The sequence below is a fragment of the Meridianimarinicoccus sp. MJW13 genome (assembly GCF_014901205.1).
Classification (GTDB): domain Bacteria; phylum Pseudomonadota; class Alphaproteobacteria; order Rhodobacterales; family Rhodobacteraceae; genus Meridianimarinicoccus.
The window spans coordinates 33,324-48,194 of record NZ_JACNMU010000004.1 but is presented as its reverse complement, the minus strand read 5'-3'; the positions used below and the strand labels follow the sequence as shown (position 1 = coordinate 48,194).

The window sequence follows — 14,871 nt, the reverse complement described above, 5'->3', positions numbered from 1 at the left end:
CATGACTTTTCGATTTCTGACCCGATGGCTGCCCGTGCTGGCCGTGATGCTGACCGCTTCGACCGGCGGCGCGCAGGCCAGCGCCCTGCCGGGGATCACCGTATCGCCCAGTCCGCAGGTGGATGCCGATCCGGCGGATATGGCGAATTTCTTCGGCTTCAGCGTCTTCGGCCTGGTCAGCGGCAACACGGCCGCCACGCCGGTCACGACGGGGCTGAGCCTGTTCGTGGCCGCCGATATTGCCCCTGACGGCAGTTTCACCAGCGGTGATCTGGCGGTGGCGGATGGGGCGGCGGCCTGGCTGAACGGCTCGCTCAGCCAGATCGCCTTTACCGAGAACACGGCCGGCGACGACACCATCGAGTTGCTGTTCACCACGCTGAACGGTGCGGCAGCCGGTGAGTTCGGCAATCTGTCGGTACTGACCCTGATGGGCGAATTCGGGCCGACGCCCTTCGCGGCCTCGGCCCCACTGGCCACAAGCGGGGTCTTCGGAACGGCCCAGTTGAACCCGGCCTCTTCGGCGGCGATTCCCCTGCCTGCGGGGGCGGTTCTGCTGCTGGGCGCCCTTGGGGCGCTGGGACTGGCTGCGCGCCGTCGTCCCGCCTGACCCAACACCGCCTGTCGCGGTCCGTGCAGCCCGGTCTTTCCCTGAGGCCGGGCTTGTGCATGTCTGGCCTTACGCGGCGGGTCGCCCCAACGCCTTGTCCGCCACCACCTCGGCAATCGCCAGCGCCGAGGTCAGGGCGGGGCTTTCCAGCCCGTAGCACATCACATGCCCTTCAAGGCCGTGCACCTCGGCCCCGTCCAGACGAAAATCGATCTGACCGGCATCGCCCGCCGCCAGCTTGGGCCGGCATCCGGCATAGTCGGGTACCAATGCGCCATCGGGAAGACCCGGCCAGAAACGGCGTACGGCTTCGGTGAAAATTTCGGCCTTGCCAGGATCGACCCGGTAGTCCACCGCATCGGGGCCGCAATCCAGCCGTTCGATATCGGGCCCGAACTTGGCGCGACCGGCCATGTCCAGCGTCAGGTGCACGCCGAGCGAGCCATCCCCCGGCGGTGCGGGATAGACCAGATGGCGGAAGGGCGCCTTCTGGCTCAGCGAGAAATAGCTGCCCTTGGCCAGCACCTGACCGGGAATACTGTCGCCCGGTATGCCGTCGATGCAGCCCGCGACCTGCTGCGCCCAAAGCCCCGCACAGTTGATCACATGGGCGGCGTGCAGGCGCATCGGCTCGTCTCCGCCGATGTCCAGCTCGATCCGCCCGTCGCCCAGCACCCGGCCGCCCGCGACCCTGCTGTTGGGCACGAAGGTGGTGCCCTGCGCCTCGGCCTCGCCCAGCAGCGCCAGCATGAAGGCATGGCTGTCGATCACCCCGGTCGACGGCGACCAGAGCGCCGCGACACAGGTCAACTCTGGCTCCATCGCCGCGACAGCGGCCTTGTCGCGGGGTTCCAGATCGAACAGCCCCGCGCCTTCGGCCAGCGCGATGGTTCTGTCCAGCGCTGGCAGTTCGGCGTCACGGGTGGCCACGATCAGCTTGCCCAGCCGCTTGTGCGGCACCCCGCGCGCGGCGCAGAAGGCGTAAAGCTGCGCCTTGCCCTCGATGCAGAGCCGCGCCTTCAGCGAGCCCGCCGCATAGGCCAGCCCGGCATGGATGACTTCGGAATTGCGGGCGCTGGTTTCTTCGCCGAAGACCGCGTTGCGCTCCAGCACCAGAACCTCGCGCCCGCGCAGGGCAAGGCTGCGCGCCACGGCCAGACCGACGACCCCTGCCCCGATGACCACGCAATCGGTCTCGAAAATTTCTGTCCCCATGACGCCCCCCAATGGTTGGGGCGATGATGCGGACAAGCCGGGGCAGGTTCAAGCATCCGTCAAATGTGCCGCAACGGAACTTGTTACAGCGGGTCGTTTTCGATCGATACTCGACGTCAAATAATCGTTCAATTGCAAAGCAACTGATTCAAACTTGCTTTAGACCCCGACCGGACCCGTTTGTCCCAGATACAGAGATGCCAGCGTGACACCTTCTCCCTTCTCGATCATCGGCCACCGGGGGGCGCGCGGTGTGCTGCCGGAAAACACGCTTGAGGGGTTTGCCGAAACCCTGGACATGGGCGTGCGTGCGCTGGAATTCGACGTGTTCCTGACCGCCGACGAGGTGCCCGTGGTGACCCATGATCCACGCCTGAGCCCGGCCATCGCTCGCGGCCCGGACGGCGATTGGGTGCCCGATCCCGGCCCCTTCATCCGCGATCTGACCCTGGCGCAGGTCCAATCCTATGACGTGGGTCGCCTGAAACCCGGCACGCCCTATGCCCTGCGCTTCCCCGAACAGGCGGCGCGGGACGGGCTGCACACGCCGACCTTCGCGGATCTGCTGGAGCTGATGACCAGCACCGCCCGCAGCGGCCCGGTGCTGGGCCTGATCGAGATAAAGTCCGATCCCACCGATGCGGAGTTCTCGGATGTGGCGCATCGCTGCGCTGCGCGGATCTGCGAGATGTTGCAGCACCATCCCCTGCGCGACAGCATGCGGCTGCAATCCTTCGACTGGAACGTGTTGGCCCTTGCCGCCGCCATCGCGCCGGATCTGCCCCGATCCTATCTGAGCAACACGGGCAGCGACCCGCTCAGCGAGCATCCGAATTTCTACGAAGGCTCGCCGTGGTTGGTCGGCGCCTTTGATCCCGAACCGTGGAAGATGATCGACGCGCTTGGCGGTGTGGCCTGGGCGCCCTATCACACCCAGATCACCGCCGCCTCGGTCGCCGCGGCCCGCCGTGCAGGGCTGGAGGTCTATCCCTGGACCGTTAACACCACCGAAGATCTTGAGCGGGTCATGAGCTTTGACGTCACCGGCACCATCACCGATTTTCCCGGTCGCGCGCTGCATCTTCAGGCCGGGGAACAGCGCCGCGCCTGACGAAAGGTCAACCTTGCGTGAGCATGCCCGCAAGGGCGGGTTCTTCGACTATAACGGGTGAAACGCGCCCGTTCCGGCGTGCGTGCGGGGTTGGGAGAGACACCTGTGGCGGCGTATATCCTGTTGATTGGTCAGTTTTATCTCTACATTGGCGGACTTGTGGCCGTGGTGTTCCTGCTGTGGGGCGCTGACCGGGTGGAACCCAACCTGCGGGGCAGCTGGCTGGTCCGCCCGATGCTGGTGCCCGGCACGGTGTTGCTTTGGCCGCTGGTGCTGTGGCGATGGGCGCGGCTGGAAAAGGGCCGGGTCGATCCCTGCGCCCGGCATCTGCCGCCGCGCGGCGGGCAGGATCTGGCCGCGCTGATGCTGGCCCTGCTGATCCCGGTTGTGCTGTTCGGGGCGCTGGTGCTGCGTCAGGACGGGCCGGTCGAACGCCCCGCCACCCTGCTGGAGGCCCCGCAATGAGCGTGCGTTTCGTGCCGGTCCAGTGGAACCGCAACAAATGGGTCTACGACGGGCTGCTGCTGGCCGCGGTGATGGCCTATCTGACCCTGTTTCTGGGCTATGGTGCCGGGGCGGCGGACGCCACACGCCCGGTGGACGGGGCGATCTTGCGGATGCGGGCCTTCGGCTCCTGCGCGTTTTTCCTGCTGACCCTGATCCTGTGCATCGGGCCGCTTGCAAGGCTGGACCGGCGGTTTCTGCCGCTGCTCTACAACCGCCGCCATTTCGGCGTGCTGACCGCCGCCGTGGCCCTGACCCATGCGGTCTATGTGGTAAACTGGTACTTCGCCTTCGCCCCGACGCCGCAGATCGAGGCGCTGCTGGCTTCCAACACCTCTTACGGGCAGCTTCTGGGCTTCCCGATCGAGGCTTTGGGCATCTTCGCGCTGCTGTGCCTGCTGGTGCTGGCCGCCAGCAGCCACGATTTCTGGCTGTCGTTTCTGGGAGCGCCGGTCTGGAAGCGGCTGCACCTGCTGATCTATCCGGCCTATCTGGCGGTGGTGGCGCATGTGGCGCTGGGGGCTTTGCAGGACGCGAAGAACCCCGGTTTCGCGATTTTCTTTGGCGCGGGTGCGATGGCAGTCTCGGTCCTGCATCTGGCGGCGTGGTGGCGAACCCCTTCCCGGCGTCGGGCCAAGGGCGATTGGGTGGCGGTCTGTTCGCCCGGCGACATCGCCGATCAGCGTGCCCGGATCATCCGCCTGCCGAGCGGCGACCGGGCGGCAGTGTTCCGCGATGGCGCCGCCTATTCGGCCCTGTCCAACGCCTGCGCGCACCAGGGCGGGCCGCTGGGCGAAGGCCGCATCATCGACGGCTGCGTCACCTGCCCGTGGCACGGGTTCCAGTACCGGATGCGCGACGGCTGTTCGCCCGCCCCCTTCTCCGAGAAAGTCCCGACGTACAACCTGCGCCTGCGTGACGGCGTGATTGAGATTGCGGCCAGCGCCAACCCGCCCGGCACCGCGGTGGACCCGTTGACAGTGGGAGACCCGGCATGAGCACCCCCGGAAACGACGATCCGTTCTTCATCGGCTGGGCCAAGACGCCGGCCAGCCTGCGCGACCTGATGATCGGCATCGGTCTGGGGCTGATCGTGTTGCTGGGGCTGGCGGGCTACATGGTGGCGGCGACGCAGGACGATCCCGGCGATGGCGCGTTCCGGGGGCGGGCCAGTGCCATCGGCGTGATGCAGGCCGACCCCTATCCGGTGGTGCATGTGATCGAAAGCGAGGGCTACGCCCCCGGAGACGCGGTGCTGCTCAGCGGCTTGGGCAAGCGCGGCGTGCAGGACCGCGCGGCATTGGTCGATGGCGCGGTGGTCGAGATTTCCGGGGGCCGCCTGCTGCGCGGCGACATCAAGGGGATGCAACTGGGCGGTGGCGACAACGGCCTGAAACCGGCGGACGGCACAGGCACCCTGCCCGACCCCGTCGATCTGGGCCGCTGGCGCATCACCGGCGAAATCTGCGACGGCAAGTGCCTGACCGGGGCCATGCGTCCGGGTCGGGGCCTTGCGCACAAGGCCTGTGCCAACCTGTGCCTGATCGGCGGCGTGCCGCCGGTGTTCGTCGCGACCGCCAAGGTGGACGGGGCCGAGTTCTTTCTGCTGGCGGATGCGGACGGCGGTCCGGTGACCGAGGCGATCCTCGATCACACCGCCATTCTGGTCGAGGTCGAGGGCCGGGTGGAACGGCGCGGCACTCTGCACGTTTTCCGCATCGATCCCCAAACCCTGAAGGTGGCACCATGATCGGGCGGGTGATTGGTGCGGCGCTGACCGTTGCGGCCTGCGGCGGCATCTGGTGGGCCTATGAGAACATCGACCTGCTGCGCGGCAGTTTCTGGTGGGAATACCGCTATATCATCCTGCTGACCGGCGCGGTTCTGACCCTCAGCCTGCTGGACAGCCTGCTGGAGCGGATCAAGGCGCTGTGGTCGAAACTGGGGCGATGACAGCCTGTTTCCATGGCGGAGGCCGTGGATTTGACACACATCATCCATAGCTTTTGCCGGGACTGCTAAGGTCAGTCTGCCCCGGCCGGACACCCGTCCGTGGGCCGCCCCCGATTGCCAAGGATACTTGTGATGTCCGACCCCAATGCCACCGCCGATCCCCACCCCCATGACACGCTGGATCGTGCCACCCGGGCCGCCGCCGCGCGGATCACGCGGGGGATATCTCCGAACGCCGCGCGCGCGGCCTGGGCGGACTGGGCCGCACATCTTGCCTATGCTCCGGGCCGCCGCTGGGATCTGACCGAACGGGCGATCCGGAACACCACGCGGGCGATGATGGCCAGCGCCGGGCTGGACGCGGGGTTCACCCCCGCCCCCGGCGATCACCGGTTCCGGGATCCGGCGTGGAACGACTATCCCTATCGCATCTGGAAGAACTGGTACCTGTCACAAGAGGATTGGTGGAACCATGCGACCTCGGGCATTCGCGGGATGCGGCCGCGCAGCACCGACCGGGTCAACTTCATGGCCCGGCAGGTGCTGGACATGATCTCGCCGTCGAACTCTCCGATGCTGAACCCCGAGATACTGCATCGCACCCGCGACACCGGCGGCACCAACCTCGTCAAGGGGATGCAAAACGTTCTGGATGACATGACCGCGCAGATGCGCGGGGCGCGACCAGCCCGGTCCGAGGCGTTTCAGGTCGGCCGCAACCTGGCCGTCACCCCCGGCGAGGTGGTGTTCCGCAACCACCTGATCGAATTGCTGCAATACAGTCCGCAAACCGAACGGGTCCATGCCGAGCCGATCCTGATCGTGCCTGCATGGATCATGAAATACTACATCCTCGATCTCAGTCAGACGAATTCGCTGATCGGCTGGCTGGTGGCGCAGGGCTTCACGGTCTTTTGCATCTCGTGGCGCAACCCGACGCCCGAGGATCGCGATCTGGGGCTGGAGGATTATCGCCGGATGGGGGTCATGGCGGCGCTGGATGTGGTCGGCAAGATCAACGGGTCAGCGCGTGTGCACGCCTGCGGCTACTGTCTGGGCGGCACCATCCTGTCTATCGCGGCGGCCACCATGGCGCGCGAAGGCGATGACCGGCTGGCCTCGATCACGCTGCTGGCGGCGCAGACCGATTTTTCGGAAGCGGGCGAGCTGATGATGTTCCTGGACGAAAGCCAGGTCGCCTTTCTTGAGGACATGATGTGGGATCAGGGCGTGCTGGACCAGACGCAGATGGCCGGCGCCTTCCAGATGCTGCGGGCGCAAGACCTGGTCTGGACCCGCGCCGTGCGCCGGTACTTCCTGGGCGAGGAAGAGCATGAATTCGACATCTCGGCGTGGAACGCCGACGCCACGCGGATGCCCTACCGGATGCACGCGGAATACCTGCGCGGACTGTTTCTGGAAAACCGGCTGACCGCAGGGCGCTTCGCGGTCGAGGGGCGGATCATCGCCCTGCGCGACATCACAGCACCCTTCTTCGTGGTCGGCACCGAGAAGGATCACATCGCGCCGTGGCGGTCGGTCTACAAGGCCACGCTGTTCACCGAGTCCGACCTGTCCTTCGTGCTGACCAGCGGCGGCCACAACGGCGGCATCCTCAGCGTGCCGGGCACGCCGCATCGGCACTACCGTCAGGGATACCGCCCGGTCGGTCAACGCTACAGGGACCCCGACACCTGGCAGGAACGGCATCCGCAGATCGACGGATCATGGTGGACGGCCTGGGCCAAATGGCTGGCCGAAAAATCCGCGCCCGAACAGGTGGCGCCGCCGCCCATGGGCAACCGCGCCGAGGGTCTGTCCCCGCTGATGCCCGCCCCGGGCAGCTATGTGCTGCAGCGCTAGGGCCGGCCGAGCCCGCCATTGGGGATGCCGGTCAGATCCGACATCTCGCGCTTCCAGGTGGTCAGGTCGTCGGCGTTGAACTTCGACAGGTGATCGTGACCGCAGGCGCGGGCCATGACCTGCATCAGTTCGGTGGCGGCCTCGAAGAAATTGGCCAGCCGCCGGGCGGATTTCTCGACCACCAGCCGGTTGACCAGTTCGGGCTTCTGGGTGGCGATGCCGACCGGGCAGTTGTTGGTGTGGCAGGCGCGCATGGCGATGCAGCCGATGGCCTGCATGGCCGAGTTCGACAGCGCCACCGCATCGGCGCCAAGCGCCAGTGCCTTGATGAAATCCGCCGGCTTGCGCAGCCCGCCGGTGATGACCAACGTCACATCGGACCGGCCCAGCACATCCAGATGTCGCCGCGCACGGGCCAGCGCCGGGATCGTCGGCACCGAGATATTGTCGCGGAACAGGATCGGCGCCGCCCCGGTGCCGCCGCCACGCCCGTCCAGGATGATATAGTCCACGCCCACCTCAAGCGCCGCGTCGATGTCCTTCTCGATGTGCTGGGCGCTGAGCTTGTAGCCGATGGGAATGCCCCCGGTGCGTGCGCGAACTTCGTCGGCGAATTCCTTGATCTGGCTAGGTTCCGTCCAATCCGGAAAGCGCGGCGGCGAAATCGCGTCGGTGCCTTCTTCCAGCCCCCGAACCTCGGCGATCTTGCCCACCACCTTCTTGCCGGGCAGATGGCCGCCGGTACCGGTCTTGGCACCCTGTCCGCCCTTGAAGTGGAACGCCTGCACACGCGCCAGCTTGTCCCAGTCGAACCCGAAGCGGGCCGAGGCCAGTTCGTAGAAATAGCGCGAGTTCATCTGCTGCTCTTCGGGCAGCATGCCGCCCTCTCCCGAGCAGATCCCGGTGCCCGCCAGTTCCGCGCCGCGCGCCAGCGACAGTTTCGCCGGTTCCGACAGGGCGCCAAAGCTCATGTCCGACACGAACAGCGGGATCTTCAGTGTCAGGGGTTTTGCACAGTTCGGGCCGATCACCACCTCGGTGCCGACGGCGTCGTCATCCAGCAACGGCGCGCGGTGCAACTGCGCCGTCAGTATCTGGATGTCGTCCCAGTCCGGCAGCTGCGTGCGCGGCACGCCCATGGCGTCCACCGCGCCGTGGTGGCCGGTCCGTTTCAGGCCACTGCGGGCGTAGGACTGGATCAGCCCGGCATAGGGTTCTTCCTCGGTGCCGTGCGAGGTGTCGGCGTAAAGCCCCAGGTAGGCATCGCGGTTGAACGGCTGGGGATTGTCCTGCTGCCAGGCCAGGATCTCGTCTTCATCGACGACGATATTGCCGGCTTCGATCCAGCAGGTGAACTTCGGCAGTTTTTCCTCGTTGGCGTATTCCGACACGCCGGTGTCCAGCCGGTAGTCCCAGTCGTGCACGCCGCAGATCAGGTTGCGCCCGCGCACGAACCCGTCCGACATCAGCGCGCCGCGATGCAGGCAGCGGCCATAGAAGACCGAGACCTCGTCATCAAAGCGCACCACTACCAGATCGACCTCTCCGACCAGCGCATATTGCGGGTCGCGGTCAGGCAGGTCGTCGAAACGGGCAATCTGGATCTTCTTCATGGGTCATCTCCTGAGCGAGGGGCGTTTCGGGGTGGCAGGTTTCGGGTGCGCAGCGGCTTGGCCGAGGCCTTGATCGGCGCCAGTTCGGCCTTGGGCGTCAGTTCCGACAGGCGCGCGGCATAGGCGCGGGCGGCGGGCACGGCGGTCAGCCCGTGCAGAAGCGCGCTGATCCAGACCGTGTTGATGGCCAGGTACAGGATCCGTTCGCCCCATTCCGCGCCGATATCGGGCATCACCGTAAAGGCAAACAGCGCCGTGGCCAGCCCGCGCGGGCCGAACCAGCCGAAAAAGATCTTGGTCATGGGCGCGGCATCGGTGCCTGCCAGCGACAGCCAGATCGCCAGCGGCCGGGTGATGAACAGGCTGGCCAGGATCACCGCCAGTTCCCCCAGCCCCAGATGCGGCAACGCATCGGGCACCAGCGTGACCCCCAGCAGGAAGAACGCACCCCAGGCCAGCATCTGGCCTTCGTTCTCGGTGAATTCATAGACGAAGTGGCACCGATCCTTGACCACATGGCCAAAGACCAGCCCGCCGGTGAAGGCCGCGATGAAACCGTTGCCGCCGATCAGATCGGCCAGAAGGTAGGTGCCGGTGGCCAGGGCGATGGCGCCGATACCCTCATAGGCTTTCGATGTCGCATGGGTGTTCTTGGCCCAGATCAGCACCCGCCCGCCCAGCCAGCCGATCGCGATGCCCGCCAGCGGCCCAAGGGTCAGTTGTTTCAGCCCGAAGACGGCCCAATCGCGGGCGTCGTGGGTGACGATCGATCCCGCGATCGAGGCCAGCAGCAGGATCAGCGGCAGCGCCAGACCATCGTTCAGCCCACTTTCCACGGTCAGCGCCCGGCGCGGACGTTCGGGCACGTCGGGGTTCGACACCACCGCCTGCCCCAGGGCCGCGTCCGTGGGCGTCAGGATGGCGGCCATCAGCAGCGCGAAGATCAGCGGCCAGTCGGGCAGGATCAGGTGAATGGCCCCGGCCCCCAGCAGCCAGGCCAGCGGCAGTCCCAGCAGCAGCATCCGTACGGGCCATTGGTGGCTGCGGGCCAGAACCCGCAGGTTGGTCTGGGCGGCATCCAGAAACAGCAGCAGGATCAGGGCCAGTTCGGCCACCACATGCAGCGCCTCTTCGCCATAGACCGCATCGTACAGCCCGGCCTGGTTCAGCACGACGCCAAGCGCGATGAAGATCATCGGGCCGGTCACCATCGTCTGTTCCAGCCGCTTGCCGAACATGCAGTAGGCGGCGGTGACCAAGCACAGCAGGATCAATCCCATCCCGGTTCCTTCCTTCCGGCGCTCACACCGGGTGTATCGGCGACGATACCGTCAATGGGCGACTTCGCTCAGTCACAATGGCTGAACGATGCGCGATCACCCCGGTGGTTTTCCCGTGTGGTCCATCAGGGCTTCGAAGGCCGCGCGGCGCTGGCCGTCGATGGCGGTGGGGCGATGGGTGTCGCGGCGCACGTAGACATGGACGAAAAAGCCCTCGGCCGCGGCCGTCAGATCGTCATTGGCAAACAATCCGATCTCGAACCGGACCGAGCTGTTGCCCAGCTTGCCGATCCGCAACCCGGCGGTCACGAGGTCGGGAAAGCGCAGTTCGGCGAAATAGCGGCAGCCGGTTTCGACCACCAGCCCGTAACTGTCCGAGGTGCGCGGGTTCAGCAGGCCTTCCTCCATCAGCCAGCCGTTCACCGCCGTGTCGAACAGCGAATAGTGGATGACGTTGTTCACATGGCCGTAGACGTCCGTATCCATCCAGCGGGTCTGAAGCGGGCGAAAGACCCGGAACCGATCCCGCGTCGCGGGGCCCTGTTTGTCGCTCATGCCCGATTGCCTCCTTTCCGAACCCGGCGCGAGAAAGCCACGCCAAATGCCTGAAATCAGGGGGCGGCGGCCCCGCCCCATTGACATCAGCATTGCCGTAAACCGGCAGTGGCGCAAGCTGGCTGTGGAGCTGGCGCCACGTCCCGGCTCAGCCGCGCAGGCGGGCGCCCTTGGGGTCGTAGAAGGGCGCAAGGCTGGCTTCGGCCCTGACGCGCACGCCCGCAACCTCGATCTCATAGGTCGAGGCTAGCACCTGCGCCGCGCTTTCTCCGGCGCAGGGCACATAGCCCATGGCCATCGCCGCGCCCAAATGATGGCCATAGGCGCCCGAGGTCAGATGCCCCACGACCGCGCCGTCGCGCAGGATCGGCTCGGCATGGTAGAGCATCGGTTCGGGATCGGTCAGCTTGAACTGCACCAGCCGGTTCTGCAGCCCGGTCTCGCGCTTGCGCAGCACCGCGTCGCGGCCGATGAAATCGGGCTTGTCGGTCTTCACGGCAAAGCCCAACCCGGCCTCCAGCACGTGATCCTCGCAGGTGATGTCATGGCCGAAGTGGCGAAAGCCTTTCTCCATCCGGCAACTGTCCATCATGTGCATCCCGCACAGTTTCAGGTTCAGTTCCTGCCCGGCCTCCCACAGGGTTTCGAAGGCGTGGCCCGCCATATCGGCCGAGACGTAGATCTCCCAGCCAAGCTCTCCGACAAAGCTGACCCGATGGGCGCGGGCCAGACCCATGCCCAGTTCGATCTCTTGCGCGGTGCCGAACGGGTTGACCGCGTTGGTGAAATCATTGGGCGAGACCCGTTGCAGCAGTTCCCGCGACAACGGTCCCATCACCGCCAGCACGCCTTCGGCGGCGGTCATGTCGGTCAGGGTGACGCGGAAGTCACCCCGGTGCCGGGCCAGCCATGTCTGGTCGGCCAACCGTGTGGCGGCGGGCGTCACAACCAGAAAGGCGGTTTCCGACAGGCGGGTGATGGTCACATCCGCCTCGATCCCACCGGCGGGGTTCAGGAATTGGGTGTAGGTGATCTTGCCCACGGGGCCCGCGACATCGCCACCGCCCACATGGTTCAGGAAAGCCTCGGCCTCCGGGCCTTCGACCCGGATCTTGCCGAAGGAGGACATGTCGTACAGCCCGACGTTCTCGCGCACGGCTTGATGCTCGGTGGCGGCATTGTCGAACCAGTTCTGCCGCTGCCACGAATAGTCATAGGCGCGCGCCTGCCCGTCGCGGGCGAACCAGTTGGCGCGCTCCCACCCGGCCAGTTCGCCGAAGACCGCGCCGAGCTCCTGCAAATGGTGATGGAACGGTGTGCGGCGGATACCGCGCGCCGTGGCTTTCTGGCGATAGGGGAAATGGTCGGCATAAAGCAGGCCGAGCGTTTCCTTCGACCGTTCGAACAGATAGTGCCGGTTGCCCTGAAACGGCTGCATCCGGGCAATATCCACGTCGCCCAGATCGAAGGGTTTTTCGCCCGCCTCCATCCATTGTGCCAGCGCCATGCCCGCCCCGCCCGCCGACTGGATGCCGATGGAGTTGAACCCGGCGGCGACCCAGACATTGTCCATCTCGGGGGCAAGCCCAAGGTGATAGGCGTCGTCCGGCGTGAAGCTTTCGGGACCGTTGAAGAACGTGTGAATGCCCGCCTCGGCCAGCATCGGCATGCGGTTCACGGCGGCTTCGAGGATCGGCTCGAAATGGTCGAAATCCTCGGGCAGCTGGTCGAACTCGAAGCTTTCGGGGATGCCGTCCATGGCCCAGGGCTTGGCCAGCGGCTCGAAAGCGCCCAGCAGGATCTTGCCCGCGTCTTCCTTGTAATAGGCGCATTCATCGGGCACCCGCAGCACCGGCAGGCTGGTCAGGCCGGGGATGCTTTCGGTGACGATGTAGAAATGCTCGCAGGCGTGCAGCGGCACATTGGTGCCCAGCATCCGGCCCACCTGATGGCCCCACATCCCGGAGCAGTTCACGACATGGTCACAGGCGATATGGCCGTTGGTGCCGTCTTCCCCAACCCAATCCACGCCGGAGACACGGCGGCCATCGCGCGCCACGCCGGTCACTTTGATCCGTTCGGCCACCCGCGCGCCCATCTGGCGCGCGCCCCTGGCCAGCGCCAGCGCGATATTGGCCGGATCGCCTTGCCCGTCGCGGGGCAGCCAGACCCCGGCCGTGACACCGTCGATGTTCAGATGCGGATAGCGATCTGCCACCTCGCCCGGTGAGATTTCCTCGACCTCCACCCCGAAGGCCCGCGCCATCGAGGCCTGCCGCAGGATCTCTTCCCGGCGCTCGTCGGTCAGGGCGACGGTGATCGAGCCGCAGCGGCGAAAGCCGGTGGCAACCCCGGTCTCGGCTTCCAGCGCACCATAGAGCTCTTGCGAGTATTTCGCCAGCCGGGTCATGTTCCGCGTGGCCCGCAATTGCGCGATCAGCCCGGCGGCATGCCATGTGGTGCCGCTGGTCAGCTGCTTGCGCTCCAGCAGAACCACGTCGGTCCAGCCCTGCTTGGCCAGGTGATAGGCGACGGAGCAGCCGATGACGCCGCCTCCGATGATGACAACGCGGGCTTGGGTAGGCAGCGACATGCGGCGACGGCCTCCGTCAGTTGTGGGACAGGGTCACAAGGTTGAAGCGAGATTTCAGGCGGGTCTCGAGATCGGGGGACAGGTGATGCGGCGCACTGGCCAGGATCGCCTCCTTGCGGGCGCGGGCCTGATCCAGCAGTTGCGGCTGCCCGGCCTCGACCCATTCCTTGGGGCTCATGCGGTTGGCCACGTCGGGGTAGACGTATTCGCTTTGCATCAGTTTCAGGGTCTGATCCTGCCCCAGATAATGCCCCGGCCCGCCCAGGCAGACGGCTTTCATGACGTCGATGCTGACGGTGTCGTCGGTAACCTCGATGCCGCGCACACAGCGCAGAACCTGCCCCAGCAGATCGTTGCCCAGAACCAGGCTTTCCATGCAGAACCCCAGCAGCGAGGCATGCATGCCGACGGCCTCGTAGACCATGTTCAGCCCCGACAAGCCCGCCATGGTGTTCGAGATCGCCTGCTCCCACCCGGCCTGCATGTCGGGCAGCTTGGCGTCGGCAATGCCCGCCGCCGCCCCGCCCGGCAGGCCATAGAACTTGTGCATCTGGGCGCACGCGGCGGTCAGCAGTGCCTGCTCGCCCGATCCGCCGGACATGGCTCCGGTGCGCAGGTCCGACACGAAAGGCCAGGTGCCGAAGATCGCCGGTGCGCCGGGACAGATGGCGTTGACATAGACAACGCCGGCCAGACATTCGGCCACCGCCTGCACCACGGCGGTCGCGATGGGCGCCGGCGCCGTGGCCCCGGCCTGCCCGGCGGACAGCAGCAGCACCGGCATCCCGGCGCGAACGCAGATTTCCATCACCTCGCAGCTTTCGGTGGCGAAGGTCATCGGCGGCACCACGAAGCAGTTGGTGTTCGACACGAAGGGCCGCGCCCGAAAGGCGGCCTCGCCGCCCGCGATCAGGTGCAGCAGCTCCAGACAGCCGGGCAGGTTTTCGGGGCCCACGAAACTGGTGCCGATGTGCTTGGTGGTGCCGGCGCAGGCCGCATAGATGGTGTTGGTATCCAGTTCAAAATTGTCGGTGATGTCCCGGCACACCATGGGCCGCTGGAAGAAATGCACGTTGTCCAGCGCCTGTACCAGACGCGCGGCGTCATAGAGATCCTGCGTCGTGCTTTCGCGGTAGTCCAGCGTGACCGGGTCCACCACATGCACCGCGGCCCCGGCGGTGCCGAAATGCACGCGGTTGCCGGAGACGTCCAGATCAAAGGCCGGATCCCGCCCCGGCAGGACCACCGCCTTGGCCGCGCAGGCCAGCATGTCTTCGACCAGTGCGCGGGGAAACCGCAGGCGGCCATCGGGGCCCAGAACGGCCCCGGCTCTGGTCAGAAGATCAACCCCCGAGGCGGGGGCATTGGCCAGACCGATCTGTTCCAGCGCGTCCAGCGCAGCGCTGTGGATGCGAAGAACATCAGCGTCGTCCAGCACCTTGTAGCGCCCGCCTTCCAGCCCCGGCCGTACCGGGCGCAGGTCCGCAGGCAGCGGGGCCGCACGCGCGGACAGCCTTGCCGCGCGCCCACCGCCGCGCCGCTTTCTTGTGGGGTCAGCCATCCCGCGCGCCGCC

General features: G+C 66.5%; 13 protein-coding genes. 7 read left to right on the top strand and 6 right to left on the bottom strand.

Features of this window, described 5'->3' with window-relative positions; genetic code table 11:
* Position 1: 1 nt before the first annotated feature.
* Positions 2-610 carry a VPLPA-CTERM sorting domain-containing protein gene (locus H8B03_RS08260; RefSeq protein WP_193141272.1) on the top strand — a complete coding sequence of 203 codons (609 nt, stop codon included), beginning with the start codon at positions 2-4 and terminating at the stop codon, positions 608-610.
* Between the two features lie 69 nt (positions 611-679).
* On the opposite strand, the gene H8B03_RS08255 is transcribed toward H8B03_RS08260, so the two are convergent.
* Positions 680-1,825 (bottom strand): NAD(P)/FAD-dependent oxidoreductase, encoded by a 1,146-nt coding sequence (locus H8B03_RS08255; RefSeq protein WP_193141271.1) that lies wholly within the window; start codon positions 1,823-1,825, stop codon positions 680-682.
* A 205-nt stretch (positions 1,826-2,030) separates the two neighbouring features.
* Between H8B03_RS08255 and H8B03_RS08250 the strand changes: the two genes are divergently transcribed.
* The 6 genes from H8B03_RS08250 (at position 2,031) to H8B03_RS08225 (ending at position 7,256) form a co-directional block, all read left to right on the top strand.
* Positions 2,031-2,936, top strand: a complete 906-nt coding sequence (locus H8B03_RS08250) for a glycerophosphodiester phosphodiesterase family protein (protein ID WP_193141270.1) — start codon at positions 2,031-2,033, stop codon at positions 2,934-2,936.
* A gap of 105 nt (positions 2,937-3,041) precedes the next feature.
* A complete protein-coding gene (locus H8B03_RS18985; RefSeq protein WP_226925805.1) occupies positions 3,042-3,401 on the top strand; it encodes a hypothetical protein in 360 nt (119 codons plus the stop codon).
* Positions 3,398-4,438 carry a Rieske 2Fe-2S domain-containing protein gene (locus tag H8B03_RS08240; RefSeq protein ID WP_193141269.1) on the top strand — a complete coding sequence of 347 codons (1,041 nt, stop codon included), beginning with the start codon at positions 3,398-3,400 and terminating at the stop codon, positions 4,436-4,438. Before H8B03_RS18985 ends, H8B03_RS08240 begins: the two co-directional genes overlap by 4 nt.
* Positions 4,435-5,190: a hypothetical protein gene (locus tag H8B03_RS08235; RefSeq protein ID WP_193141268.1), complete on the top strand. Its 756-nt coding sequence runs from the start codon at positions 4,435-4,437 to the stop codon at positions 5,188-5,190. Before H8B03_RS08240 ends, H8B03_RS08235 begins: the two co-directional genes overlap by 4 nt.
* The gene (locus H8B03_RS08230; protein WP_193141267.1) at positions 5,187-5,393 is read left to right on the top strand and encodes a hypothetical protein; all 207 of its coding nucleotides are present in this window, start codon (positions 5,187-5,189) and stop codon (positions 5,391-5,393) included. Before H8B03_RS08235 ends, H8B03_RS08230 begins: the two co-directional genes overlap by 4 nt.
* Before the next feature lie 132 nt (positions 5,394-5,525).
* Positions 5,526-7,256, top strand: a complete 1,731-nt coding sequence (locus H8B03_RS08225; RefSeq protein WP_193141266.1) for an alpha/beta hydrolase — start codon at positions 5,526-5,528, stop codon at positions 7,254-7,256.
* On the opposite strand, the gene H8B03_RS08220 is transcribed toward H8B03_RS08225, so the two are convergent.
* From H8B03_RS08220 to H8B03_RS08200, 5 genes are all read right to left on the bottom strand, one after another.
* Positions 7,253-8,869: a glutamate synthase-related protein gene (locus H8B03_RS08220; RefSeq protein ID WP_193141265.1), complete on the bottom strand. Its 1,617-nt coding sequence runs from the start codon at positions 8,867-8,869 to the stop codon at positions 7,253-7,255. The genes H8B03_RS08225 and H8B03_RS08220 overlap by 4 nt on opposite strands.
* Complete coding sequence (locus tag H8B03_RS08215) at positions 8,866-10,149, bottom strand: sodium:proton antiporter (protein ID WP_193141264.1); 1,284 nt, start codon at positions 10,147-10,149, stop codon at positions 8,866-8,868. The genes H8B03_RS08220 and H8B03_RS08215 overlap by 4 nt, the downstream gene beginning before the upstream one ends.
* A gap of 96 nt (positions 10,150-10,245) precedes the next feature.
* Entirely contained in the window at positions 10,246-10,704 is a 459-nt protein-coding gene (locus H8B03_RS08210; protein ID WP_193141263.1) for a thioesterase family protein, read from the bottom strand.
* A gap of 148 nt (positions 10,705-10,852) precedes the next feature.
* On the bottom strand, positions 10,853-13,297 hold the full coding sequence (locus H8B03_RS08205) for an FAD-dependent oxidoreductase (protein WP_193141262.1): 2,445 nt from the start codon (positions 13,295-13,297) through the stop codon (positions 10,853-10,855).
* 16 nt (positions 13,298-13,313) lie between these two features.
* Positions 13,314-14,858 carry a trimethylamine methyltransferase family protein gene (locus tag H8B03_RS08200; RefSeq protein ID WP_193141261.1) on the bottom strand — a complete coding sequence of 515 codons (1,545 nt, stop codon included), beginning with the start codon at positions 14,856-14,858 and terminating at the stop codon, positions 13,314-13,316.
* Positions 14,859-14,871: the final 13 nt, after the last annotated feature.